The following is a 23,509-nucleotide window of genomic DNA, read 5'->3' as shown; positions in this document are numbered from 1 at the left end:
TTATGAAATCAATTGTATTTATGGGAACTCCTGAATTTAGTGTTCCAATCCTAAAAGCTTTAAATCAGAATTACAAAGTGTTGGCAGTAGTAACCCAGCCAGATCGACCGGTGGGACGAAAACATCAAATTGAAGAATCGCCGGTTAAAAAAGCTAGTCAAGATTTGGGGTTACCGGTATTACAACCACAAAAATTAGGTGGAAGTCCCGAAATGGAAGAAATTATTCAAATGAAGCCAGATTTTATTATTACTGCTGCATTTGGCCAATTTTTGCCGACTAAATTGCTTGAAGCAGCGCAAATTGCGGATATCAATGTTCATGGATCTTTACTGCCGAAATATCGTGGTGGGGCTCCGGTTCAATATGCCATTATGAATGGAGATAAAGAAACCGGAATTTCGATCATGTACATGGTCAAAAAGATGGATGCTGGTGACGTTTTAGCTCAACAATCTGTGAAGATTGAAAACACCGATGATACTGATAGTATGTTTAAAAAGTTGAGTTTAGTGGGACGTGACCTTCTCTTAAAGACTTTAAAAGAAGTTATTAATGGAACTGCACATCCCCAAGCACAGGATGAAAAACAAGTTGTGTTTTCGCCAAACATTAAGCGAGAACAAGAAGAGTTAGATTTTACCCAACCTGCTCGTTTGGTTGATGCAAAAGTCAGAGCGTTAAGACCTGATCCAACTGCATTTATAATGGTGAATGGGAAACCAAATAAGATTTGGAAAACAACGGTTATTGATGAGCAGACTGATTTAGATCCTGGTAAGGTGGTTAGTAAAGATAAACACCATTTAAAAATTGCTGCTGGGAACGGGACGGTTTTAGGAATTGAAGAAATTCAACCGTCTGGGAAGCCAAAAAAGTCAATTACCGAATATTTGAACGGTAACCAGAAATTAGAAATTGGAGATCAGTTTATTGACAGAAAATAACTCAAGTAATCCACGATACTTAGCCGTAAAAACACTAGAGCGTGTTCATGGCGGTGCGTATTCTAATCTTCAAATCAACAATGTGATTGATTCTAGCACGATGAGTCCCAAAGATATTTCCCTGTATACTAACATTGTTTATGGTGTGATTCAGCATCGGCTGACGTTAGCTTATTATGTTGACCATTTAGTAAAAAGGTCTGACAAACTTGATGGTTGGGTCAAAGAATTACTGTATACGGCAATTTATCAAATGCAGTATTTAGACAAAATACCAGATCGTGCGATTTTTGATGAATCAATTAAGATTGCCAAAAAGCGTGGGCATGATGGCATTAGACGACTTGTTACCGGAGTTCTTCATCACATCCAACGAAATGGATTACTACCAATTGATGAAACTAAAGACACTGCTACCTATGACTCGATCTTTTATAGTGTTCCGCTGTGGATTGTAAAACAACTTAATGAGCAGCTTGGTATGAATAAGACGGTTGATATACTTAAAAGTATTAATCAGCCAGCTAAGCAATCAGTCCGGGTAAACCATCGTAAGATTTCTGATGATGATTTAAAGGAAAAATTTGTTCATGAGGGATACGAGGTTAATAGTAGTGAGGTAGCTGATCATGCGCTTATCTTATCTGGTAAAAATGCTAGTAGTAGTCCGTTGTTTAAAGAGGGTTTGTTTACGATTCAGGACGAAAGTGCCATGTTGCCGGTTCAATCTATGAACATTAAAAATGATGACTATGTGCTAGATGCTTGTGCGGCTCCCGGTGGTAAAACCACGCAAATTGCTGAATATTTGACTACTGGTAAGGTTGAAGCTTTAGATCTTCATCGTAAAAAATTAACCAAGATTGAGCAAAATGCGTCCCGAATGGGTGTGAAAGATAATATTGAAGTTCATGCCATTGACGCTCGTAATGTTTCTAAATTGTTTGGTGAAAGTACTTTTGATAAAATCCTGGTTGATGCTCCCTGTTCGGGACTTGGTTTGATGAGGCGTAAACCAGAGATTCGATACGATAAGACACTTGATGACGTTTTACATCTTGTAAAGATTCAAACTGAAATTTTGAATGCTGCGGCACCAACACTTAAAGTGGGTGGACAGTTGGTATTTAGTACATGTACCATCATGAATCAAGAGAATAGTGAGAATGTCAGCAGGTTTTTAGATCAGCACCAAAACTTTAAACCGGTTTGGGTCAAGACAAGAAAAAACCTAAAGCCAAATCGTGATACAGATGCTTTAAAAATTTATCCAGATGACTATGATTCTGATGGCTTCTTTATTGCGGGCTTTCAGAGGATTCAATAGGAGATTAATGTGAGAAAAGGCAAGATTTATCAATCCTTGAGTGGGTTCTATGATGTTGAGTCCGATGAAAAAATGTACCGGACGAGAGCACGAGGGAACTTTAGGAAAAGAAATATTAAGCCCATCGTTGGCGACCTGGTAGAGTTTGATGAAACTAATGTGAACGAGGGCTACATTTTAAGGGTTTTACCACGCTTTAATCAATTAGTCAGACCACCAGTTGCTAATACTGATCAGGCAATTGTAGTTAATTCAGCCATTGAACCTGCTTTTTCTTTCTCACTATTAGATAAGCAACTGGTGGCTCTCGAAAAGCAGAAGATTATTCCGATTATTTATCTTAGTAAAACTGACTTGTTAACGTCAAAAGCGCAGGTTGATTTTTTTAAAACGGTTGCGGCTGATTATAGAAAAATTGGTTATGAAGTTGTGTTGCCTGATAAAAAAGATGATGTAAAGGCAGTGAGCGATGTTTCGAAGTTACTTCCTCACAAACAATCAATCGTAATGGGTCAGACGGGGTCCGGCAAATCGACGCTGCTTAACGAAATTGACCCTAAGTTAAAGCTTAAAACTGGAGTCGTATCTAAGTCTTTAAGCCGAGGGAAGCATACTACTAGGAAGGTGTCTTTACTAACGGTAAATGGCGGCTTGATTGCTGACACGCCGGGCTTCTCTTCTTTTGATACTTTGGAAATTAAGTCAAATGAATTAAAAAATTATTTTCCGGAATTTGTACGTGCTTCAGCCAACTGTAAGTTTCGTGAATGTCTGCATGTTAATGAACCTGGTTGTGCCGTGAAAGCCGGGGTTGAAAGTGGTACAATTCTATCGAGCAGGTATGATGATTATCTGCAAGAATATCATTTATTAAAAGCACAAAAACCAATGTATAATAAGAAAAGAGGAAATTAAACATGATTAAAGTTGCTCCTTCAATTTTAAGTGCGGATTACGTAAACCTACAAAAAGACATTGAAAAAGTCGATAAGGGTGGTGCCGAATTACTACATATCGATGTTATGGATGGGATGTTTGTTCCGGCGATTGCCTATGGTCCAGGCTGGGTCAAAGAGATTCGTCCCATTACTGGATTAACACTTGACTGTCATTTAATGATTGAGAATCCTGAAAGATATATTGATACTTTTGCTGATGCTAACGCAGATATTATTGGGGTTCATGTTGAATCAACTCCTCATATTCATCGTGCCCTTCAAATGATTAAAGATAAAAATGTTAGAGCTGAAGTCGTAATTAACCCGGGAACCCCAGTGGAGATGATTAAGCCAGTCTTGTACATGGTTGATCAAGTTCTTGTTATGACTGTTAATCCCGGATTTGGTGGTCAAAAGTTTATTCCTGAAACGATTAGTAAGGTTAGAAAATTAAATAAATTACGTGAGGAAAATGATTCATATTCCTATGACATTGAAATTGATGGTGGAGTTAACAATAAGACGGTAGTTGACGCCTATAAAGCTGGTGCAAACGTCGCCGTAGCCGGTTCATATGTTTTTGATGCAGAAGATCCTGCCGCTCGTATCCAGGCCCTTAAGGATGCTACTAATTTTTAATTATGAATAAAGTAAATGTCGTTGTTGGTGGACCAATTGAGTTATGGCCAGCTAACTTAAAGACTAAAAAAATAAAGGGTCCTTTCATTGGGGTTGATCGAGGAAGCCTACGGTTAATCGAATTGGGCATTATTCCTGAATACGCTGTTGGTGACTTCGATTCGGTTTCAGATTCGGAATTTAAAATAATATTACAAAATGCTAAGCACGTTATTCGGGTTGATCCGGTAAAGGATGAGACTGATACTGAATTGGGTATCAGGACCGCTGGCAAATATTTTCCTAAGAATGAGATCGATATTTATGGCTTTTCGGGCGGGCGTCTTGATCACTTGCTGACCAATTTTTTGATGGTCTTAAAGCCAAATATTAAACCCTATCTTTCAAAGCTGAGACTCATTGATAGTCAAAATGTAATCCGATATTTTCTAAGTGGGTCGCATCATATTAAGAAAATCACTGGAATGAAATATTTAGACTTTTGTCCGCTGTTGCCAATGCATTTAACGCTCAGTGATGAAAGATATCAATTAAATCATCATTGGGTGGGGTATCCAACTTCTTATTCAAGTAATGAATTTATTGGAGATAGTGCTTCATTTGCTTTTGATGAGGGAGTATTGATGGTGATTCAAAGCCGAGACTAAAAAAGCAGTACAACCACTGAATGGTTGTACTGCTTTTTTAATTAATTAATTAAAATAATACTGATTATACTCTAGTAATCTTACCAGATTTTAAAGTTCTGGCACTAACCCAAACACGTTTGGGTTTACCATCAACTAAGATGCGTACCTTTTGTAAGTTTGGCTTCCAACTTCTTCTTGATGAGTTTAAAGCGTGAGAACGACGGTTACCAAAATGAGTTCTCTTACCATTAATTTGATCCTTAGCCATAATATCCCTCCTTACTCTGGAATTCTTTTATATTCAATAGTCCACTTAAATAATCTACCATAATACCGTCATAAATGCAAAGTTTCTTTCAAGTAAATGTCCTTGACACCATGATTCATATTTTTGTTTTATAATGGGGTGTGGTAACATTAGATATCGTTATGAGCTCGAAAAGATAAGGGGATGCAAACGATGGCTGTAAAGTTAAACACTCAATATGGATCAATTGATATTGATAATGATGTAATTGCTACAGTAGTCGGCGGTGCCGCAACCGATAATTATGGAGTTGTTGGCATGGCTAGCAAAAACCAATTTAAAGATAATATGAATGAAATTCTTCGAAAGGATAGTTACTCAAAGGGAGTAGTTGTCAGAGAAGTTAACAAGAAAGTTCAAGTTGATGTCAACGTTATTGTGAGTTATGGAACCAAGATCTCTGAAGTTTCTCGTAATGTTCAGTCAAAAGTTAAATATAATTTGGAAACAATGCTAGGGATTAATGCAGATTCAGTAAACGTAATTGTTCAGGGCGTTAAGGTTATTAACGACTAGTGGTTTGAGTATAAGGAGGATTTGATAATAGTGTCATTAACTAAGATTACTACTAAAGAGTTCGACCAAATGGTTCAAGCTGCCGCGGTCGTTCTTAATAATAATACGGATTTTATTAATTCGTTAAATGTTTTCCCAGTTCCAGACGGAGACACTGGAACGAACATGAGTTTGTCATTATCAAGTGGAGAAAGTTACATCGATAAGTCAAATGATGATACGATTGGCGGTAAGGCTTCTGCACTTGCTAAGGGGCTATTAATGGGAGCTCGAGGTAACTCTGGTGTCATTATGTCTCAGATTTTCCGTGGTTTTGCAAAAAACGTTGAAGGTAAAAAGGATCTTGATGCTAAAGAATTTGCAGATGCTATTATCGCTGGAGCTAAAACTGCTTATAGTTCGGTCATGAAGCCCACTGAAGGGACGATTTTAACTGTAGTCAGACTAGCTGCTAAAGCTGGTGAAAGTACTGCTTCAAATACTGACGATGTTGTAAAGGTAATGGACTCAATTCTTGATGCTTCTGAGAAAGCTCTTAAAAAAACCCCAGATCTTCTCCCAGTATTAAAGCAGGTGGGTGTGGTAGATTCTGGTGGACAAGGATTGGTATTTGTTTTTCAAGCTTTTGATGATGTTTTAAATGGTCGAAAGATTGAAGATAAAGGCGAACATCAACCTAATTCTGAAGAAATGAACGAAATGATTGATGTTGAGCACCATAAGAGTGCTCAGGGTAAATTAAACCCAGCAGACATTGTTTATGGGTATTGTACCCAAATTATGGTTCGAATTGGGAGGGGAAAGCAGGTTACCCAGAAATTCGACTACGATACTTTTTATAACTATCTGGCCAAATTAGGGGACTCACTTTTGGTCATTAATGATGATGAAGTGGTTCGAGTTCACGTTCACACGGAGCATCCTGGCAAGGTCTTGTCGTGGGGACAACAATTTGGTGACTTAGCAACCGTTAAAGTTGATAACATGCGTTTGCAACAAGAATCAATCATGGAAAGCGATGAAAAAGCTCAAAAGACCGATGATTTAAAGGAAGAAAAAGAGCATAAAAAGCCGCGTGACTTAGCAATTATTGCGGTGGTTGCGGGTGCAGGCTTAGAGAAGCTCTTTAAGAGCTTAGGAGTAACTAACATTATTAGTGGCGGGCAAACGATGAACCCTAGTACGCAAGATATTGTTGATGCTGTTAATAACAGCAATGCTAAAAAAGCGATCGTTCTCCCTAACAATAAGAATATTTTTCTCTCGGCGGAGCAAGCCCAGGAAATTACAGACATTCCAATGGAAGTTGTCCACACCAAGACCATCCCACAAGGATTAACAGCAATGTTCTCGTTTGATCCTGATAGTACTTTTAAAGAAAATCAGACCCAGATGGACAACTCTTTAGATACCGTTAAGAGTGGCCAAGTGACGACCGCCGTTCGTGATACAAAGATTAATGGAATGGACATTAAAAAGGGTAGTTACATGGGGATTATTGATGGAGACATTCAGGTCCTTGGTTCTTCTTTGGATGATGCAGCTATTAAGATGCTGAAAAAAATGTTAGATGTTGATAGCGAAAACGTTACGATTATCTTTGGAAAAGACGCTGATCAGGATGATGCTGATAAAGTTTCGAATGCTGCTTTATCAGTGGACGATGAATTAGAAGTTGAGACTCATGAGGGTGATCAACCAGTTTATCCGTTGATTATTTCCGTTGAATAGGTAATATTATATAGATAGATACTTAATAAGACTGCTAGTCCCTGTGGATTAACAGTCTTTTTAGGAGGTGAATTTGATGAGTGGGTTAGATGACCATGTGGAAACGCTTAGAGGAGTCGGTCCCAAAAAAGTTGAAGCTCTAAATGATTTGGGGATTGTGACCATTTATGATTTACTGACATACTTTCCATTTCGTTATGAAGATTTTCGAACTAAAGATCTTTCTGAAATTTCTGATCAGCAGGTGGTCACTCTGAAAGGTAAGGTTGCTATCAATCCTACGGTTAATTTTTTTGGAAGACGTAGAAGTCGTTTAACTATTAAGTTACTAGTTGGTAATGATGTGATTCCGGTGTCCTTTTTTAATCAGCCGTGGCTAAAGAAACAGGTTGAAGCCGGGGATGAAATTTTAATTTACGGAAAGTTTGATGCAAATAAAAAATCAATATCCGGAATTAAAATTTTGAAATCTGGTGATGGCGAAAAATTTGGTTCAATTTATCCCGCTAACCATAAGATTACCCAGAATACCATTCGCCAATTGGTAACCGAAGCCTATGATCAGTACCAAGATCAAATTGAAGATTTCATTCCCAATTGGGTTTTAAAAAAGTATAAATTAGAAAATTTAAAAAGTGTCATTTCTAACATGCACTTTCCAAAAAATCAAAGAGCAGCAGCACTTGCACGTAGAACTGCAAAGTTTGATGAATTTTTCTTGTTTCAAATGCGAATGCAAACTTTAAAACACCAGAAAAATCAAGCCCCTAATTCTTCGCTAACCATTAATCGTGCTAAATTACAGACGTTTATGAGTTCCCTTCCATACGAATTAACCTTGGCACAAAAAAAGGTTATTTCAGAAATTTTATCTGATCTAAAGCGTCCATATCAGATGAATCGGCTTTTACAGGGTGATGTCGGGAGCGGAAAAACGGTTGTGGCTGCTATTGCAATTTATGCTGCAGTTCTTTCGGGAAAGCAAGCTGTAATAATGGCTCCCACTGAAATTTTAGCCGAGCAACATGCGGACGGACTTGCTGAACTTTTTAAGGATACTAGTGTTAACATCGGACTATTGACTGGTGATACCTCTAGAGCGGCACGAAATGAACTTTTACCCCGTATTAAAAGTGGCGAGATTAACTTGGTGGTGGGTACTCATGCGTTGTTTCAAAAAGAGGTTAAATACCATAATCTAGGATTAGCCGTCATTGATGAGCAGCATCGTTTTGGAGTCAACCAAAGAAAAGCCATGCGAGAAAAGGGTAAATCAACGAACGTGTTATCGATGACTGCTACCCCCATTCCACGAACTTTATCGATAACGGCGTATGGTGAGATGGATGTCTCGGTCATCGATGAGTTACCAGGTGGGAGAAAGCCAATTAAAACGGCTTGGATTAAGAATCAACAGGTTGATGCAATGCTTAATTTTGTCAAAAAGCGTTTAAATAATGGGGAACAAGTTTACGTGGTAGTCCCACTTATCGGTGAATCTGAAGCAGTGGATATGAGAAACGTGACTGATACATACCAAAACTTTCAGCACGAACTTGGAGGTAAATACACGGTTGGCTTGCTCCATGGTCAAATGAATGATGAAGACAAAAATAAAGTAATGGATGCTTTTAAAACTAATAAGGTACAAGTTCTAGTTTCTACCACCGTAATTGAAGTCGGAGTTGACGTTTCCAACGCAAGTACTATTGTGATTTATGATGCTGACCACTTTGGGTTGGCTCAACTTCATCAACTTCGGGGTCGTGTGGGGCGAGGAGACCAGCAAGCTTATTGTATTTTAATTGCTGACCCTAAAAATGAGACTGGTAGAAAACGAATGAATGTGATGTGTTCGTCAACTGATGGTTTCTTTATTTCACAAAAAGATTTAGAATTAAGAGGTCCTGGGGACATTCTCGGTAAAAATCAGTCTGGGATGCCAACTTTTAAAGTTGGAGATCCCATTTCTGACATTAATATTTTGAGCACAGCGCAGACTGTTGCAAAAGAAATTGTTGATGATGTTAACTGGGAACAAGAACCACAAAATCGAAAGTTAGTAAAAAGACTTAAATCTTTAAATCAAGATGTTAAGTTTGATTAAGGAGCTTTGCTTATAATGATAAAAATTGCTGTTGATGCAATGGGTGGCGATAACGCACCTGATGAAATTGTCAGAGGGATTGAGCTTGCTCGTGATGAAATGGATCACGTGGAGTTTCAACTCTTTGGTGATTCTGATAAAATCAATTCCTTGTTAAATAACAAAGAAAATATCAAAGTGATTCAATCGGATGAAGTTATTAAAATGGAAGATGAACCCGTTAAAGCGGTAAAAGAAAAAAAGGGGTCAAGTCTGGTCATGGCTGCTCGAGCTGTTAAAGTTGGAACAGCTGATGCGTTTTATTCCTGTGGGAATACTGGTGCCATTCTAGTTGCCGGTTTATTGATAATTGGTCGAATCAAAGGAATTGATCGTCCGGGACTGGTCACTACTTTGCCAGTAATTGATAACGATACTGGTTTCACATTAATTGATTGTGGAGCAAATGCTGATGCTAAGGTTGTTAATGTTTATCAGTATGCGCTACTAGGTAAATATTATGCTGAAAGAGTGTTAAAGATTAAAAATCCACGGGTTGGGTTGATCAATAATGGCACTGAGTCTGACAAGGGAAATAAGATTCATCAAAAAATGTATCGCGCTTTAAGAAAAAATGATGACATTAATTTTATTGGTAACATTGAATCACGAGGATTGCTGGATGGTGTTACCGATGTAGCGGTAACCGATGGCTTTACTGGCAATGCAGTTTTAAAGAGTATTGAGGGAACTGCACTGTCAATGATTAATATGCTAAAAGACGGTATTGTAAATGGCGGAGTTAAGTCCAAAGTGGGCGCTTTATTACTCAAGGATACTTTAAGAAAGATTGCCCACAAGATGGATTACACTAAGTACGGTGGTGCCGTTTTACTTGGATTAAAAGCCCCGGTGGTTAAGAGCCATGGTAGTAGCCAGGCTAAGACAGTTAGAAATACGATTGTTCAAATTCAGCAAATTATTAATTCTAATTTTGTTGATTCAGTGAAAGATTATTTTTCTAATCATACTGATGAAATGGATAGTATTAAAAATAGTGAGCAGTAGGAGGGATCACTGATGGATAGAGAAACAGTATTTAAAAAAGTAGCAGAAATCACCTCAAGTCGTTTTAAGGTTCCGGTTGATAAGGTAACGAATGACTTAAACTTTACTAATGATTTAGGCGCTGATTTTATTGATATGGCGGGCTTTATCGTTGAATTAGAGGATGAATTTGGTGATGTTTTCACCAGTGAAAATACTGAGAATATCAGTGATGTCGGCGATCTAGTAAATGTAATTATGCGAGATATTGATCCAAAAACGAAAAAACACATTGCAAAGAAATAGATGATTCGTTGTTATGACGGGTCATTTTTTATTATGCAATTATCGTAATTTAGGCATTAATGATATAATTAAAAGAAAAAATGTTACCTTTGGAGGAAATAGAATTGCAAAAGCAGTTTGATGACTTGTTAAAAGACAAGTTTAATATTAAGTTTAACGATGAAGCACTTTTAGATGAAGCAATGACTCAAGCATCATACGTAAACGAGCATCCCGGTCAAGGATTAAAATTTTATGAACGTCTGGAGTTTTTGGGGGATGCCGTCTATCAATTGGTGGTTTCAGACTACATCTTTAGACGTTTTCCTGAATTACCACAAGGTCGACTTACTAGATTAAGGGCTGCGATGGTTAATGAGCATAGCTTTAGCCGTTTTGCCCGTGAATGTCATTTTGACAAGTATATCCGACTCGGTAAGGGTGAAGAAAAGGCTAATGCTAGACAACGTGACTCACTTCTATGTGATATTTTTGAATCATTTATTGGAGCCGTGTATCTTGACCAAGGAATGGAAACGGTTAAGCATTTTTGTCAGATTGTGATCTTTCCCAAACTTGATGAGGGTTGGTTTGACGAATTCTTTGATCATAAAACTGAATTACAGGAAGTCGTTCAAGAAAATGGCCCAGTTGATTTAGATTACGAATTAGTTAGTGAAGATGGTCCTGATAATGACCGTAAGTTTAAAGTCGCGGTAAAAGTTAACGGAAAAAAAATGGGAGTCGGTTTAGGCCACTCCAAGAAGGATGCTGAACAGAAAGCGGCAAAGAAAGCACTCAATGAACTGGGAGTAAGCACAAGTATTAAGTAAATGAGGCATTAAGGTGAAGTTAAAATCAATTGAGATTGCAGGATTTAAATCTTTTGCAGACAAAACCACAATTGACTTTCATGATGGGCTTACTGGAATTGTTGGTCCAAATGGTAGCGGAAAAAGTAATGTCATCGAGGCGATTCGTTGGGTTTTAGGTGAGCAGTCTGCCAAAACTCTACGTGGTAAAAAAATGTTAGACGTCATTTTCTCTGGGTCCAAAGGGCGCAGAGCTCTTAGTCGTGCCGAGGTAAGCATTTATTTTGATAATTCTGATCATTTTTTAGATTCGAATTACACCGAAATAAAAATCACACGTAAAGTTTATCGAAATGGCGATAGTTCTTATTCAATCAATGATAAAGATTGCCGATTGAAGGATATTAATAATCTTTTTATGGATACTGGATTGGGTGAAGGTTCTCTTTCCATTATTTCGCAAGGGAATGTTGACGAAATTCTTAATGATGATGCTGAAAAAAGGCGATCAATTATTGAGACAGCTGCTGGAGTTTACCGATATAAAAAACAAAAGGTGGAAACTGAACAAAAGTTAGCTGATACTCAAGGAAATTTGGATCGAATCTCAGATATTATTAACGAATTGGACAAACAAATCGGGCCCCTAAAGGACCAAAGTGATGCTGCTTCGCTCTATTTAGATAAGAAAAAGTATCTTGATCAATTAAAGTATTCTAAATTAGTGATTAAGATTAAAAATCATGAAGACGCAAAATTGAATCTGGAAAATGAACTAAAAAAGCAAGACACTACTTTTACTAATTTAAAAATAAAAGTTAAGGAAGTTAAAGAACGCAAACGTGGGTTAACGAATAAGATTAAAAGCTTAAGTCAAAAGCGTGAACAACTTCAAAGTCAACTTTTAAGTGACACTAAATCACTCGAATCAGCTCATAGTGATCAGCAGTTATCTCAGCAACGACGTGAATTTAAGCAACAAAAGATTAAAGACTTGGAAAGTAAAGTAAGTGATTTAAAAAAGCAACTTGAAAACGTCAAAGATAATATTACTGACAACCAAGGTCAAATTAGTAAAAAGCAGGCTCTCATTTCCAACTATTCTCATAAGATGAAGCAGCTTGAAACGGCTCCTATTCAACAAAATTTATTGGAAAAGCAAACAGAACTTGAAAATACAAGAAATGATTACATAGATTTGATGCAGTCATTAGCCAATGCCAAGAATAATTTAAAGTTAACGCAAAAATTATCCCAGCGTAGTGATAGTGAGGTAAAAGAGAAGTACCAGCGGATTAATGCAATTGAGGATCAAAGCAACCTTTTAAAGCAAGAAATTACTTCAGAAGAGACCGAATTATCGAAACTTCAAGACGATCAAAAGCAAATGGTGGATGATTTAAAGCAAGTTGATAAGAGGTTGTCAGATTCAAGTGATAAAGAAAAAGAATTAAAGGCCAGCTGGTATGCTGCATTGCGTGTTTTTCAGGAGACTAAAACGGAACGAGACAGCATTAAGTCAATCTTGGGAAATCATAATTCGCTTTATCGCGGAACGCGAAACTTATTAAAAAACAAAGCAAATTTAGTCGGAATTAAAGGAACGGTGAGTGATTTTATTGAAGTTCCTGATCGTTATGTGCTAGCCATTGAGACAGCACTAGGAAGCCAGGTTCAGCAGGTTATCACCGAGAACGTTAAAGACGCTAGAGAAGCAATTCACTATTTAAGTGAGAAGAAACTGGGAAGAGTTACGTTCTTACCTATGAATGCCGTTAATGAACGTTATTTATCCTCTAATGTGTTAAATGAAGTAAAATCGATTTCTGGCTTTGTTGGAATTGCTTCGGACCTAGTCAAAATGCCATCTAATATGACACGAGTTAAGAATCACCTGTTGGGTGGTACGATAATTGCGATTGATTTAAAAAGTGCTACAAAGATCAGTAAGACAATTGGTCATAAGGCTAAAGTGGTAACTTTAGATGGAGATGTCGTTAATGCTGGAGGTGCAATCACTGGTGGTTCTAATAAAAACCAGTCGACTGGCTTATTAAGTCAAAAAGAAAAATTGGTCCACTTAAATCAGCAAGTTGAAGAAATGGGTCAGAAGATGAACGCTGATGAGGAGACTATCAAAGAATTCCAAAATCAACACAAAATAGCTCAAGATAAGCACGATAAACTTCGCCAAAAATTAAATGAATTAAAAGGAGAAATTCAAGCCAAGCAAAAAAGCATTAGTATGAATCAAAGTAGTTTAAAGGAGTCTCAAAGAAGTGCTGATGCAATTCGATTACAATTAAAAAACACAACCGGTGATGATGACGTAAATGAGGTTGCTCTCTCTCATAAGATTAGTGATTTAAAGATGCAAATTAAGCAAAATCAGTCCAAGAATACCTCAGTTAAAAGTCAGATTGAAAAACTTACGCGAGATATTAACGAAAATAATATCAAATCATCTGAAATTAAAGAAAAGTTGATTCGCTTAAAAGAACAAAATAGTCAACTCAAGTCCAGTGAGAAAAGTCTTTTAAAACAAAGGTTGAATTTTGAAACTCAATTAAAAAGTTTAGTCAATAGTATAAACGGACTTAAGCAATCAATTAATCAAGAAGTGGTGGCAGTAAAAACTAATATTCCCGAACTAGAACAACAAATCCAAAGTGTTAAGCGGGATGTCAACGACCTTAATTCAAAAATTGATAAGTTTAACCAAGATGATCAAAAATATGATCAGCAAGTTTCCGATCTTCAGGATCGTTTAATTTCTCAAACAGAAATAGTTCAAAAGCTAGAATCAAATTTAAAAACAGCTGTAGATAACCTGGATTCTGAGCATTATCAACGCGATAACATGATTAAAGGAACTAGCTCAATGAAGAAGTTGGAACTTGAATTACCCGAAATTGATTCATTGATTAAATCAATCCAATCTGAAATTGATGAGTTGGGTCCGATTAACGTTAATTCAATTGATGCCTATGCAGAAGTAAAGGATCGTTACGAATTTATGAATCATCAACTTGATGATTTAATTGAAGCTAAGGGACAATTGATTGGGATAATGAACGAAATGGATCAAACGGTAAAAGTTAAATTTAGCGAAACTTATGATAAAATTGCAACTGCGTTTAGTCATATTTTTCGCAATATTTTTGGTGGTGGGGAAGCCAAGCTAAAAATGGATGACCCACATCATTTACTTACAACTGGGATTGATATCCTAGTAAAACCGCCCGGAAAGAAATACCGTAATCTTAATTTACTTTCTGGTGGTGAAAAAGCTCTAACGGCTTTGGCACTGCTTTTTTCGGTTCTTGAGGTAAAACCAGTTCCGTTTGTAATATTGGATGAAGCTGAATCTGCTCTTGACCCTGCCAATGTCGATCGTTTTGCGCGTTATATGCAGAGTTTAAAGAATAATACACAATTTATTGTAATTACTCACAGAAAGGAAACAATGGTCTACGCTGATCATCTTTATGGAGTTACGATGCAAGATTCAGGTGTGTCTAAGGTTGTTTCGGTCAACTTGGATGAATTTAAAAAGCTAGGAGAATGATTATGGGTTTATTTGATATTTTTAAAAGTAAGAAGAAGGAATCTGACGACAAAGAGAACGAGACCAAGCAGTCTAAAAGAGAAAATGAGAAAGAAAAAGACGCTGACAGTGGCGAAACTTCGGATCAAGGAAACCATACTCAACAATCTAAAGAAAATGAAGATATTCAGGAAAATGATGGGTCAAACGAGAGTGAAACCGAAGTAGCTGGTGAGTCTAAAGAACCAGAAGAACAAACGCAAACATCAAAAGATGGTGTTCAAAAAACTGATGATAACAAGTCAGTTGAAGAAAGCCAGTCTGTGGCTGATACAGATCATTCTTCTAATAAAAAGGAGGATGTCAAAGAGTCTACTGATGATGTAACTAAGCAGCCTGAATCAACTGAAAAAGCATACGAACATGGTTTGGCAAAGTCACGGTCTTCGTTTGGACAAAAATTAAATGCGCTATTTGCTAATTTTCGCTCAGTTGATGATGATTTTTTTGATGATTTAGAAGATACGCTGGTCGAATCTGATGTTGGATTTGAAACCGCAATTCAACTAACTGATGAACTAAAAAATGAAGTTAAATTAAAAAATGCCAAGAAACCAAAAGAAGTTCAAAATCTAATCGTCCAAAAGATGATCGATTTGTATGATGCACCAAGTGATGAAGATAGTTCAATTAAATTATCTCAAACTGGCCCAACCGTGATTTTATTTGTTGGTGTCAATGGAGTTGGAAAAACGACGACCATTGGTAAGATGGCTAATAATTTTAAAAAGCAAAATAAAAAGGTGCTTTTAGCTGCTGCTGATACATTTAGAGCGGGCGCCATTGAACAGTTGGATGAATGGGCCAAACGTGATGGTGTTGATATTGTTAAAAAGTCCGCTGGTAGTGATCCAGCTTCGGTTGTTTTTGAAGCAGTAGATAAAGCCAAAAAAGAAAATTATGATGTTTTATTTGTTGATACAGCCGGAAGATTGCAAAACAAAGTTAATTTAATGAATGAACTTGCTAAGATTGATAAGGTCATTAAGCGTGAAATCCCAGACGCACCTCAAGAAGTGTTGCTGGTGATTGATGCAACTACTGGTCAAAATGCTTTAAATCAAGCCAAAATGTTCAATCAGATCACTGACATTACGGGAATTGTTTTAACAAAGCTTGATGGAACTGCCAAGGGTGGAATTGTAATTGCAATCAAAAATAAGCTTAATATTCCGGTAAAGTTCGTTGGACTGGGAGAAACGGTTAATGATTTGCGTAAATTTGATTCTAAGAGCTTTATTGACGGGTTATTTAAAGGATTAATTCAAGACAATTAGTGGTGATGCAAGATGGACATTAAAAAGAATAATCGGATAAATGCTTTGTATGATTTTTATGGTGAATTACTCACTAAGAAACAGGCAGAGTACATTCAAGAATACTATGCAGATGATTTTTCGTTAGGTGAGATTTCAGAAAATTTCAATATTAGTCGCCAAGCGGTTTATGATAACATTAAAAGAACTGAGCAAATTCTCGAAGATTACGAAGGAAAAATGCATCTATATCAATTATTTGTATTACGCAATCAGCAAACCGATGAGATTAGAGATTACGTTAAAAAGCACTATCCAAATGATGAACACTTAAATGCGTTGGTGAATCATTTAGAGATTACGGAAGAAAATTAGGGGTGAAAAGATGGCTTTCGAAGGTTTAACCGATCGATTACAAAAAGCTTTTAAAAACTTAAGAGGAAAAGGCAAGGTTAGCGAATCTGATTTACGTGAAACGATGCGTGAAATTAGATTGGCATTACTAGAAGCGGACGTTAACTTTAAGGTGGTTCGTCAGTTTGTAAAGAAGGTTCAGGAAAAAACTAAGGGAGCTGACGTCCTTGAAGGACTAAATCCAGCCCAACAAATTGTTAAGATCGTTAACGATGAACTGACTAACATGATGGGGGAATCCGCCACTCCACTAGTTAAATCAGACAAGATTCCTACCATCATTATGATGGTAGGACTTCAAGGAGCAGGTAAAACTACTTCAGCTGGTAAATTAGCTAAAAGGCTTAAATCTGAAGATAATGCGCGTCCATTAATGATTGCTGCCGATGTTTATCGTCCAGCCGCAATTGAACAGTTAGAAAAGGTTGGCGAACAGGTTGATGTTCCAGTATTTCAGGAGGGAACGGACGTTGACCCAGTACAAATTGTTCAAGATGGTTTAAAGGAAGCTAGCAAGAATAATAACGATTATGTGTTAATTGATACGGCCGGTCGGCTTCAAATTGACGAAAACCTGATGGATGAATTAAAGAATATTAAACAGGTGGCCAATCCAAATGATATTCTTTTAGTTGTTGATGCTATGACAGGTCAAAATGCCGTTGATACGGCGGTCGGATTTAACGATGCTTTAGATATTACCGGTGTTATTCTAACAAAGTTAGACGGAGACACTCGTGGTGGAGCTGCTTTGTCAATCAGGGCTGTGACTGACAAACCAATTATGTTTGTTGGTCAAGGTGAAAAATTAGATGATTTGGACGTATTTCACCCAGATCGAATGGCTTCTCGAATTTTGGGAATGGGAGACATGCTCTCATTCATCGAAAAGACTCAGAAAGAGTATGATGAAAATCAAGCTAAGGAATTAACCGAAAAAATCAAGGAAAATTCTTTTGATTTTGATGATTTTGTTGATCAATTAGAACAAATTCAAAAGATGGGTCCAATTCAAGATTTAGTTAAAATGATTCCAGGAATGGCCAATAATCCGGCATTAAAGAATTTAAACGTTAATCCAAAAGATTTAGACCACATTAAAGCGATTATCTATTCAATGACTGATGAGGAACGTTCCAACCCCGATGTTTTAAATCCCTCTAGAAGGCGCCGAATTGCTCGTGGATCGGCTCAACCGATTCAACAAGTCAACCGACTCATTAAACAATTTGATCAAATGAAGAAAATGATGAACAAAGTGTCTAACGGAAATATGTCGGGGTTGTCAAACATGATGGATTCTGCTGGGATGGGCGGAGGAATGACTGGTAAATTGTCGAACCTCGCCATGAAGCGGATGAGTCGCAAGATCAAAAAGGATAAAAAGAAGCGACGAAAAAATAAAAAAAGACATTAATTTCAGACTGTAAAGAAAAAGACCTTTACATCACTAATATTTATTGGTAATATTAGTAACTGTTAAGAAAACTATTAGGAGGTGTATTTATGTCATTAAAAATTAGATTAAGAAGAATGGGTTCAAAGAAGCGTCCATTTTACCGTATCGTGGTTGCTGACTCACGTAGTCCTCGTGACGGTCGTTTTATCGAAAATGTTGGTACTTACAATCCATTAACTGAACCTGATCAAGTAACTTTAAAAGAAGAATCAATCATGGACTGGTTGGAAAAAGGTGCTAAACCTTCTGATACTGTTCGTAATATTTTGTCAGATGCAGGTATTATGAAACAATTACATGATGCCAAATTAGCAGCTAAGAAATAAGTGATCGATTATGGTTAATTTTGATAACTTAATTAAAACAATCGTTAAGCCATTAGTTAAATATCCTGATGATATTAGTATTAGTCATCAGGATACTGATCAATTTAGCGAATATATATTGTCTACCAATCCTAATGACGTTGGACGCATTATTGGAAAAAAGGGTCGAGTTGCTCAGACTATTCGAACCATAATTTATAGTGTTCATGTTAATGATGGAAAACGAATTAAACTCGTTATTGATGATGGCAAAGATTAGCTCTTAGATAAAACTCGTTTTTATTTAAGAGTTTTTTTATAGAAATAGGTGAACTATGGATTACTTAGAAATTGGGAAATTAGTAAATACTCAGGGAATTAAAGGTGAAGTACGAATAAAGCCTACTACTGATTTTATTAATCAACGCTTTAAAGTTGGTAATCTTGTTTATGTATTCCCCAAAGACGGAAGAATGGAAGAATTGAAGATTGACGGGGTTAGAAGTCATAAGGGATTTATTCTGTTACATTTTTCTGGTCGCGATTCCATAAATGACGTTGAATATCTTAAGCCCGCTATCCTAAAAATTACGTCGGAGCAAAGAAAAGATACTGACTTACAACCAGGCGAATATTTCTATCAACAAATTATTGGCATGGATGTTATCGATAAAGATGATAATAAAATTGGTGTAATAAAAGATATTATGGATATGCCTGCCAATGATGTTTGGGTTGTGAGACGTAAGAATAAAGATGATTTGTTACTTCCAAAAATTGATTCGGTCGTAAAAAAAGTGGATATTCCTAATCATAAAGTAGTCGTTGAGTTGATGGAGGGAATGTAGTTACGATGAAGATCGATATATTGAGCCTTTTCCCGAATATTTTAAAGGGCCCTTTGAGTGAATCCATTATCGGTAAAGCAATTGAAAAAGGAATCATAAATATTGATATTACTAATTTTCGTGATTTTTCGACTAATAAACATCATAACGTGGATGATACTCCGTTTGGTGGAGGAGCTGGGATGTTACTTAAGCCTCAACCAATGCTTGATGCTTTTGCTCACGTTCAAAAAGTTTCTGAGAGCCAGGGGTATTCATCTGGCAGGGTCATTTTAACCGATCCGGCAGGGAAAAGATTTGATGAAAACGATGCTGCAAATCTTGCCAAAGAGGACCATTTAACCTTTTTGTGTGGTCACTATGAGGGGTTTGATGAACGAATTAAATCCGTAGTAACTGACGAATTTTCAATTGGTGATTTTGTCCTGACGGGTGGTGAATTACCTGCGTTAGTAATGATTGATGCGACCGTTCGACTCATTAAGGGTGTCCTTGGTAATCAAGAGTCAGCTCCAGGAGATTCTTTTTCAAGTGGATTACTTGAATATCCTCAATACACGCGACCAGCCGATTTTAGAGGACTAAAGGTCCCTCCCGTTTTAACTAGTGGTGACCATCAAAAGATTGATGATTGGCGAAAAAAGGAATCTCTTCGAAAAACGTATCTGAGACGACCCGATCTGATTAATTACAGCAAACTGTCAAAAAGGCAAAAGGAACTGCTTTCAGACGTAAAAATTAAAGAAGAAGATCAGTAAGTATTGAGTTTTAAGACTAATATGTTATAATTTTAAGTAGTCTTTTATGGCTAAATAAAACGGTATTCCGCTGTCGAGAAGATAAGAATGCTAGTTAGGAGAAATGATTATGCGTCAAAATAAATTGATTGATAAGATCAATAGTGATCAACTTCGTTCAGATATTCCTGAATTTCGTGTCGGTGATACCGTTACAGTTTCCGTAAAGGTTGTTGAAGGTAGTAACGAACGTATTCAGAAGTTTACTGGTGTTGTAATTAAACGTCACGGTTCAGGCATTCAAGCTACTTACACAGTAAGAAGAATTGCCAGTGGAGTTGGGGTTGAGAGAATCTTCCCATTACATTCACCACGAATTGCTAAGATTGATGTTGTTAGACGTGGTTCAGTTCGTCGTGCTAAGTTGTATTACTTACGTGATCGTTCTGGTAAGGCTGCTCGTATTAAAGAAGCAAGTCGTAAGCATTAATTTTATGTAAAAAAAAGAGTTCGCATTGCGAACTCTTTTTTTATTGGTCATCAACTTCTTTAGCAGTTTTAGTACCTCTTCGACTGTTGTATTCATACATTAACCAACCAACCAGTGCAAAAGCCAATGGCCCTACAATGGTCCAGAAGGCCGTGGTGTAATCGTGAGTCAGGATTGGTTGAATAGCAGTAAAACCAATTCCTAACACTAGGACAACCAAGATAATGGTTACCATGATGTTAGTAGCAATTCGATTCTTATAAAAGACAAAGGGACGAGGAACATTCTTTAGTTTCTTGAAGAATGGGAAAGCTCCAACTAAGAATAAGTATGGGAAAGTTGTCGAAATATTAGCCATGTCAGTTAAAATTAAGTAAAATTGTTGAGCATTATTTCCGCTGAAAGAAATGACAAAGATAACGGCAACAACGACAAATGCTTGGATCCACATTGCAAACCCTGGCATACCATGTTTGTTTAATTTAACTACTTTTTTAGGCCATAAATCTGGATTGGATCCCTCAATAAATGATTTGATTGGGGAATATATCAGAACAAAGAAAGAACCTAAGTATGGAATAAACATCCCTAAACCGGCTACTCGGGCCATGAAGCGACCAAATTCCATTGCTGATCCGGCAGAAAAGCCAAGGGTTTTAGCGAAAACATAACCTAGGTTATTCATTAAAACGTAAGTGATGTTACCCAGGTTGACCGAACCCTTTCCGACGACTTCATGCCAGTTAGCTGTAATACCAACCAAAAAAATGGATCCAGAATAGATGACTGCCATGATGATTGCGGCAATGATGACCCCACGAGGAAAAGTCTTCGTAGGATTTTTGACCTTATCAACAACTCCACCAATTGACTCCATTCCTCCATACGCAAAAATCGCATAAACAACAAATGACATGATTGCGATTGGGGTGACAAATAATGGATTAGGGGATTGAATGAAACTTTTAGCGCCATTGACTGGTTCAGCAAGTTGGCCCTTATTTAAGACCCAAACAATTACTGATAAGATAGCAAAGATCAGTGGCAAAGCAATTGATAACACTCCCCCGATGTTTGCAATCTTAGCAATTGAATCAAAACCATGAGTCGCACACAAAGTAATAATTAAAATCCAGGCAATCCCGAGGATTCCAATTGTTTGCATTGGGGTAAAAATTCCAAACAAATGCCATGTTTGGGTTTTATCCGTTCCAAAAATAATGTTAGAAAATGGAATCCAGACCTTAGAAGAAGTCGAGATCATCCAAATGATCCATGATGATAACCAGATAAAGGTTCCAATGAAGGCTAGGCGTTCACCAATTGACTCTTTAAGCCAGGAATAAATTCCACCTTTAGCACTACTGAAAGTTGAACCATATTCGGCAAACATTAATGAAACTGGCAAGAAAAATACTAGTGCTCCAAATATGTACCAGATAATACTGGCGTAGCCCATTTGATCATAGGCGACGGTCGTATTACCAAAGCCAAATATCGCAGTGAGTATCATTAAAACTAAAGACATTAAGCCTAATTTACTTTGCTTTTTCCCTTTAGACATGAAGTCACTCTCCTTGATTAAATTTAATGGAAATACTAATAAAGTATACTCTCTTTTTTTATAGATTTAAATCTTGGTGATAGTTGAGAGGAGAGAAGTCCGTTGAGTTAGTAATCAAGTATTGCCCAAGGTTCTTAAAGCTACGCAAAGCGAGCTTACTTGCCTTAGAACTGGCTTCATTAGCAAGCTGAGTTAGTTCAGTTGAATCCAAGCCGTCGGACTCTTGTTCTACCTGTTGTAAAATTTGTTCGTATTGTTCGATTAAATTTTGTTGCACGTTTTTAAGTTTGTCACCGAATTCAAGGTAGTGTGGGTCAACTAAGATTCCAACTAGCTTGAAGATCCAGTAAGCCGATTTAGGATCAAAATTCATCTTGACATGGTACTTATATGCTTCAGGAGTATCGGAAATTCCCTCAAGAAATGGGACGTAAGTACTCTGTGCTGCTACACCCATAGCAAGCCAGTGAATTCCACCAATTTCAATTGGTAGATTAGGTTTGATTTGGAGCACGTGTGATTCTTGGGTTTTTGCCAAACTAACGGGACGAAATCGAGTTCGATCAGCTTCTGTGCCTGCACCAATTGGATCGAACTGAGTTCCTTGATAGTGTGAACTGAGCAACTTTTGGGCATCGAGCGCCGATATTAATTCTTCACTTTTCCTTGTAAATGGGAGGTTTTGAGAAGTGGGATCCTGCTTAATTTCTGGGTTAAACATTTTTTGCCCGTACCAAACCCGAGGGGTGTTGTAGTAAGTGTCAGATAGGTCGTGGGTTCCAAAAATGTGTCTAAAGTTAAAACCAGAACGGTCCGGATTTAAGTTGTGTTTTGATACAAAGTCCCTGATTTCTGGTGACCACATGAAGTGATTACTATCTTGAAAATTAACTTCTTCAATGGCCATTTGATTAGCAACGATGGCATACCCATCGTCAGGAATCCTTTCAGCGATCCATTGGTGTCCCGAACCAATTTCTAAGTACCAAACTTCTTCTTTATCAGACATAAGGACTCCATTGTTTTCACTGGCCCCATATTTTTCAACAATGTTACCAAGACGTTTGACGGCTTCTTTTGCGGAATGGACATAAGGCAAGACGACGGTTACCATGGCTTCTTCGCCGATTCCATTTTTTACAAGGGGATCATAACCTAGAACACGTGGGTTAGCGTACGTACTTTCAGTTGCGCTCATAGCAACCCCATATTCGTTAATGCCATCCTCTTCAAATAAACCATCTTGGTCTGTCCATTCAGGAGTAGCAGTGTATTTCCCTCGCGTCTTGGGTAGTGGCATCTTGAAGCCGTTGTCAGTTGATTTGAATTCTTGATTATCCTTATATTCTTTATGTTCATGGACAACAAATCGTTTTGGCCATGATGCTTTAGCATCTTCATTGCGACCAATTAAAGTGCTGCCATCAACCGTGGCATCTTTTCCAACTAAAATGCTGGTACATGCAGAATATTCATTAAAACTTGTCATTTAGATTGCCTCCTATTAAATCACATGTAAGTATTCTACCATATTGCCTTGGTTATGGTATAATTTGACGTTTGGT

The 23,509-nt window shown here is 37.3% G+C and carries 23 protein-coding genes; 20 read left to right on the top strand and 3 right to left on the bottom strand.

Features of this window, described 5'->3' with window-relative positions:
• The first annotated feature begins 2 nt into the window (after window positions 1-2).
• The 5 genes from fmt to AC6UDD_RS03350 are packed head-to-tail and all read left to right on the top strand — an operon-like array spanning window position 3 to window position 4,498.
• The gene (fmt, locus tag AC6UDD_RS03370; RefSeq protein WP_500718722.1) at window positions 3-947 is read left to right on the top strand and encodes a methionyl-tRNA formyltransferase; all 945 of its coding nucleotides are present in this window, start codon (window positions 3-5) and stop codon (window positions 945-947) included.
• A complete protein-coding gene (gene rsmB, locus AC6UDD_RS03365) occupies window positions 934-2,274 on the top strand; it encodes a 16S rRNA (cytosine(967)-C(5))-methyltransferase RsmB (protein WP_500718720.1) in 1,341 nt (446 codons plus the stop codon). Before fmt ends, rsmB begins: the two co-directional genes overlap by 14 nt.
• A gap of 9 nt (window positions 2,275-2,283) precedes the next feature.
• Window positions 2,284-3,189: a ribosome small subunit-dependent GTPase A gene (gene rsgA, locus AC6UDD_RS03360; RefSeq protein ID WP_500718718.1), complete on the top strand. Its 906-nt coding sequence runs from the start codon at window positions 2,284-2,286 to the stop codon at window positions 3,187-3,189.
• Window positions 3,190-3,191: 2 nt separating this feature from the next.
• Entirely contained in the window at window positions 3,192-3,851 is a 660-nt protein-coding gene (gene rpe / locus AC6UDD_RS03355; protein WP_500718715.1) for a ribulose-phosphate 3-epimerase, read from the top strand.
• A gap of 2 nt (window positions 3,852-3,853) precedes the next feature.
• The gene (locus tag AC6UDD_RS03350; protein WP_500718713.1) at window positions 3,854-4,498 is read left to right on the top strand and encodes a thiamine diphosphokinase; all 645 of its coding nucleotides are present in this window, start codon (window positions 3,854-3,856) and stop codon (window positions 4,496-4,498) included.
• A 64-nt stretch (window positions 4,499-4,562) separates the two neighbouring features.
• Here AC6UDD_RS03350 and rpmB read toward each other — a convergent pair whose 3' ends face one another.
• A complete protein-coding gene (gene rpmB, locus AC6UDD_RS03345; RefSeq protein WP_500693710.1) occupies window positions 4,563-4,748 on the bottom strand; it encodes a 50S ribosomal protein L28 in 186 nt (61 codons plus the stop codon).
• A 192-nt stretch (window positions 4,749-4,940) separates the two neighbouring features.
• On the opposite strand from rpmB, the gene AC6UDD_RS03340 reads away from it, so the two are divergent.
• The 15 genes from AC6UDD_RS03340 to rplS all read left to right on the top strand — a co-directional run bounded on the left by AC6UDD_RS03340 (window position 4,941) and on the right by rplS (window position 20,380).
• Window positions 4,941-5,303 carry an Asp23/Gls24 family envelope stress response protein gene (locus AC6UDD_RS03340; RefSeq protein ID WP_500718711.1) on the top strand — a complete coding sequence of 121 codons (363 nt, stop codon included), beginning with the start codon at window positions 4,941-4,943 and terminating at the stop codon, window positions 5,301-5,303.
• A gap of 30 nt (window positions 5,304-5,333) precedes the next feature.
• The gene (locus tag AC6UDD_RS03335; RefSeq protein ID WP_500718708.1) at window positions 5,334-7,034 is read left to right on the top strand and encodes a DAK2 domain-containing protein; all 1,701 of its coding nucleotides are present in this window, start codon (window positions 5,334-5,336) and stop codon (window positions 7,032-7,034) included.
• A 76-nt stretch (window positions 7,035-7,110) separates the two neighbouring features.
• The gene (gene recG / locus AC6UDD_RS03330; RefSeq protein ID WP_500718706.1) at window positions 7,111-9,141 is read left to right on the top strand and encodes an ATP-dependent DNA helicase RecG; all 2,031 of its coding nucleotides are present in this window, start codon (window positions 7,111-7,113) and stop codon (window positions 9,139-9,141) included.
• A gap of 15 nt (window positions 9,142-9,156) precedes the next feature.
• Window positions 9,157-10,188: a phosphate acyltransferase PlsX gene (plsX, locus tag AC6UDD_RS03325; protein WP_500718704.1), complete on the top strand. Its 1,032-nt coding sequence runs from the start codon at window positions 9,157-9,159 to the stop codon at window positions 10,186-10,188.
• A 12-nt stretch (window positions 10,189-10,200) separates the two neighbouring features.
• Entirely contained in the window at window positions 10,201-10,473 is a 273-nt protein-coding gene (locus AC6UDD_RS03320) for an acyl carrier protein (protein WP_500693715.1), read from the top strand.
• Between the two features lie 80 nt (window positions 10,474-10,553).
• Window positions 10,554-11,285, top strand: coding sequence for a ribonuclease III (gene rnc / locus AC6UDD_RS03315; protein ID WP_500718701.1), 732 nt, complete (start codon window positions 10,554-10,556; stop codon window positions 11,283-11,285).
• Window positions 11,286-11,298: 13 nt separating this feature from the next.
• Window positions 11,299-14,832, top strand: coding sequence for a chromosome segregation protein SMC (gene smc, locus AC6UDD_RS03310; RefSeq protein WP_500718697.1), 3,534 nt, complete (start codon window positions 11,299-11,301; stop codon window positions 14,830-14,832).
• A gap of 2 nt (window positions 14,833-14,834) precedes the next feature.
• The gene (gene ftsY, locus AC6UDD_RS03305) at window positions 14,835-16,148 is read left to right on the top strand and encodes a signal recognition particle-docking protein FtsY (protein WP_500718693.1); all 1,314 of its coding nucleotides are present in this window, start codon (window positions 14,835-14,837) and stop codon (window positions 16,146-16,148) included.
• A gap of 12 nt (window positions 16,149-16,160) precedes the next feature.
• Window positions 16,161-16,502, top strand: a complete 342-nt coding sequence (locus tag AC6UDD_RS03300; protein WP_500718690.1) for a putative DNA-binding protein — start codon at window positions 16,161-16,163, stop codon at window positions 16,500-16,502.
• A gap of 10 nt (window positions 16,503-16,512) precedes the next feature.
• Window positions 16,513-17,958, top strand: coding sequence for a signal recognition particle protein (gene ffh / locus AC6UDD_RS03295; RefSeq protein WP_500718688.1), 1,446 nt, complete (start codon window positions 16,513-16,515; stop codon window positions 17,956-17,958).
• Window positions 17,959-18,047: 89 nt separating this feature from the next.
• Window positions 18,048-18,326 (top strand): 30S ribosomal protein S16, encoded by a 279-nt coding sequence (gene rpsP / locus AC6UDD_RS03290; RefSeq protein ID WP_500693721.1) that lies wholly within the window; start codon window positions 18,048-18,050, stop codon window positions 18,324-18,326.
• Window positions 18,327-18,336: 10 nt separating this feature from the next.
• Window positions 18,337-18,585: a KH domain-containing protein gene (locus AC6UDD_RS03285; protein ID WP_010021498.1), complete on the top strand. Its 249-nt coding sequence runs from the start codon at window positions 18,337-18,339 to the stop codon at window positions 18,583-18,585.
• Between the two features lie 55 nt (window positions 18,586-18,640).
• Window positions 18,641-19,153 (top strand): ribosome maturation factor RimM, encoded by a 513-nt coding sequence (rimM, locus tag AC6UDD_RS03280; protein WP_500718685.1) that lies wholly within the window; start codon window positions 18,641-18,643, stop codon window positions 19,151-19,153.
• Between the two features lie 5 nt (window positions 19,154-19,158).
• Window positions 19,159-19,911 carry a tRNA (guanosine(37)-N1)-methyltransferase TrmD gene (trmD, locus tag AC6UDD_RS03275; protein ID WP_500718683.1) on the top strand — a complete coding sequence of 251 codons (753 nt, stop codon included), beginning with the start codon at window positions 19,159-19,161 and terminating at the stop codon, window positions 19,909-19,911.
• A gap of 109 nt (window positions 19,912-20,020) precedes the next feature.
• Entirely contained in the window at window positions 20,021-20,380 is a 360-nt protein-coding gene (gene rplS / locus AC6UDD_RS03270; RefSeq protein WP_500695672.1) for a 50S ribosomal protein L19, read from the top strand.
• 40 nt (window positions 20,381-20,420) lie between these two features.
• Here the strand turns inward: rplS and yjeM are convergent, their stop codons facing one another.
• Window positions 20,421-21,944, bottom strand: coding sequence for a glutamate/gamma-aminobutyrate family transporter YjeM (gene yjeM / locus AC6UDD_RS03265; RefSeq protein ID WP_500718681.1), 1,524 nt, complete (start codon window positions 21,942-21,944; stop codon window positions 20,421-20,423).
• A 58-nt stretch (window positions 21,945-22,002) separates the two neighbouring features.
• Window positions 22,003-23,433 (bottom strand): C69 family dipeptidase, encoded by a 1,431-nt coding sequence (locus AC6UDD_RS03260; RefSeq protein WP_500718679.1) that lies wholly within the window; start codon window positions 23,431-23,433, stop codon window positions 22,003-22,005.
• Window positions 23,434-23,509: the final 76 nt, after the last annotated feature.

Source organism: Fructilactobacillus sp. X2R1C3 (assembly GCF_059901425.1).
The sequence above is the reverse complement of the archived record's forward strand: the minus strand, read 5'-3'. Positions and strand labels throughout refer to the sequence as shown.

Bases quoted from the DNA above. Each gene is read 5' to 3' on its own strand.
- fmt (WP_500718722.1), top strand. From the start codon at position 3: ATGAAATCAATTGTATTTATGGGAACTCCTGAATTTAGTGTTCCAATC.
- rpe (WP_500718715.1), top strand. From the start codon at position 3,192: ATGATTAAAGTTGCTCCTTCAATTTTAAGTGCGGATTACGTAAACCTA.
- AC6UDD_RS03350 (WP_500718713.1), top strand. From the start codon at position 3,854: ATGAATAAAGTAAATGTCGTTGTTGGTGGACCAATTGAGTTATGGCCA.
- rpmB (WP_500693710.1), bottom strand. From the start codon at position 4,748: ATGGCTAAGGATCAAATTAATGGTAAGAGAACTCATTTTGGTAACCGT.
- AC6UDD_RS03340 (WP_500718711.1), top strand. From the start codon at position 4,941: ATGGCTGTAAAGTTAAACACTCAATATGGATCAATTGATATTGATAAT.
- recG (WP_500718706.1), top strand. From the start codon at position 7,111: ATGAGTGGGTTAGATGACCATGTGGAAACGCTTAGAGGAGTCGGTCCC.
- plsX (WP_500718704.1), top strand. From the start codon at position 9,157: ATGATAAAAATTGCTGTTGATGCAATGGGTGGCGATAACGCACCTGAT.
- AC6UDD_RS03320 (WP_500693715.1), top strand. From the start codon at position 10,201: ATGGATAGAGAAACAGTATTTAAAAAAGTAGCAGAAATCACCTCAAGT.
- rnc (WP_500718701.1), top strand. From the start codon at position 10,554: ATGTTACCTTTGGAGGAAATAGAATTGCAAAAGCAGTTTGATGACTTG.
- ftsY (WP_500718693.1), top strand. From the start codon at position 14,835: ATGGGTTTATTTGATATTTTTAAAAGTAAGAAGAAGGAATCTGACGAC.
- AC6UDD_RS03300 (WP_500718690.1), top strand. From the start codon at position 16,161: ATGGACATTAAAAAGAATAATCGGATAAATGCTTTGTATGATTTTTAT.
- ffh (WP_500718688.1), top strand. From the start codon at position 16,513: ATGGCTTTCGAAGGTTTAACCGATCGATTACAAAAAGCTTTTAAAAAC.
- rpsP (WP_500693721.1), top strand. From the start codon at position 18,048: ATGTCATTAAAAATTAGATTAAGAAGAATGGGTTCAAAGAAGCGTCCA.
- AC6UDD_RS03285 (WP_010021498.1), top strand. From the start codon at position 18,337: ATGGTTAATTTTGATAACTTAATTAAAACAATCGTTAAGCCATTAGTT.
- rimM (WP_500718685.1), top strand. From the start codon at position 18,641: ATGGATTACTTAGAAATTGGGAAATTAGTAAATACTCAGGGAATTAAA.
- trmD (WP_500718683.1), top strand. From the start codon at position 19,159: ATGAAGATCGATATATTGAGCCTTTTCCCGAATATTTTAAAGGGCCCT.
- rplS (WP_500695672.1), top strand. From the start codon at position 20,021: ATGCGTCAAAATAAATTGATTGATAAGATCAATAGTGATCAACTTCGT.
- yjeM (WP_500718681.1), bottom strand. From the start codon at position 21,944: ATGTCTAAAGGGAAAAAGCAAAGTAAATTAGGCTTAATGTCTTTAGTT.
- AC6UDD_RS03260 (WP_500718679.1), bottom strand. From the start codon at position 23,433: ATGACAAGTTTTAATGAATATTCTGCATGTACCAGCATTTTAGTTGGA.